At 39.8% G+C, this 1546-nt stretch carries 1 protein-coding gene; it reads right to left on the bottom strand.

Annotated elements, in window-relative coordinates:
• Window positions 1–427: 427 nt before the first annotated feature.
• On the bottom strand, window positions 428–1453 hold the full coding sequence (locus tag SP041_RS20630; RefSeq protein WP_025563602.1) for an IS110 family transposase: 1026 nt from the start codon (window positions 1451–1453) through the stop codon (window positions 428–430).
• Window positions 1454–1546 lie beyond the last annotated feature (93 nt).

Consider the following 1546-nt stretch of genomic DNA (forward strand, 5'->3'; position numbering starts at 1 on the left):
TGGACATATATGGTCACTCTTTATAAATCAAGATTAGATTGATTTTTATTTTCTGTTTAATAATTGATTACGTACAGAAGACTCGTCACCCTTATTAATAAAGGGGTGTTTTCCTGATTAAACTTGTCTTTTGTACAGGATCGTTTTAGTCGATAAATCACCTTTGTCTAAACTGCTCTTTACATCATAGAGATAACGGTTTCTTGACATATATCCGGCGTCTTAATGGCTACTTTATGGGAAGCCGCGCCCTCCTGAATTCCAGAAGAAGTCTTACTCGCCTTTGCACCCATTATACCTTAAAAGGCAGAAGTCCAGCTGAGGTTCCGAGTAAGACAAACCGTTTTAAATCATCAATGCTTATTACCGTTTAGGGTGGTGGATTAATTAAATTATTTTTCATATTCTATCTATTCAGTGTGCTTTATTATGCGCAAGCTTTAGTCACATCAAAGGGCTGCTTAGTCGTTAATACCGACCAAATGATTCTGGCCAGCTTATTGGCCAAAGCAACCACTGCTTTACACCCATGCATTCGCTCTTTTAGCTTTTTCAGCCAACAACTCAATACATCGCCTTTTTTCTCGCACCAGTTCAGTACCGTGCGCGCACCATGAATTAGGTACTTTCTAAGCGAACTATTGCCCCGCTTACTTATTTTACCCATTCGATTCGTTTCACCACTGGCATATTGTGTCGGTGTTAGGCCAATCCAAGCGGCTAGCTGCCTGCCATTTTTAAAGGCCCCCGCATCACCGACTGATGCCATTAAAGCGGCTGAAATAATAGGCCCGATACCTGGTATGCTTTGTAACAATGCATATTCATCTTTGTCTTTAATTAGGTCGATCAACTCTATTTTCACTGCTTCAATTTGAACACTTATTCGTTGTATATTACGATAAATACGTAGGATAAAACTGCGTGCTATCGACGTTAATTCATTATTCGCATCTTCAACGATATCAGGTACTGCGTTCATCAAAGTCGTGATACCCGTTCCAACCACTACGCCGTACTCAGACAATAAACCTCTTAACTGATTCACGTCACCCGTTCTTGTTTTTACCAATCGTTCAGCAATCCGTTGTAGTGATTGAATGTCTTGTTGCTCAGTCGATTTAACCGCAACAAAACGAACTGTTGGTCTTAATGAGGCTTCAGCAATCGCGAGAGCGTCATTGGCATCATTTTTATTGCCAATCACAAAAGGTTTAACGACAAAAGGCGGAATTAATCTGACAGTATGCCCTAGCTTTTCAATTCTTCTTCCCCATGGATTTGAGCTATAACAAGCTTCCATCACGACTAACGTAGGTTCAAACTGCCTTAGTTCGTGTAACAGTTCAGAGCGTTTTACTTTTTTGTTAAACAGCACTTTTCTATTTTCATCTAATACACATATTTGAAAAATATTCTTTGCTAGGTCGATACTAATTACGCTACATTTCATTTTGGTCACTCCATGGTTAGATTGATTTGCTGAACACTTATCCAATCTTGGCACATTGTGATGCCTTCGTGGAGTGACCATCTCAGCACCCAT

It is taken from the genome of Psychromonas sp. SP041 (assembly GCF_000470315.2).
Taxonomy (GTDB): Bacteria; Pseudomonadota; Gammaproteobacteria; order Enterobacterales; family Psychromonadaceae; genus Psychromonas.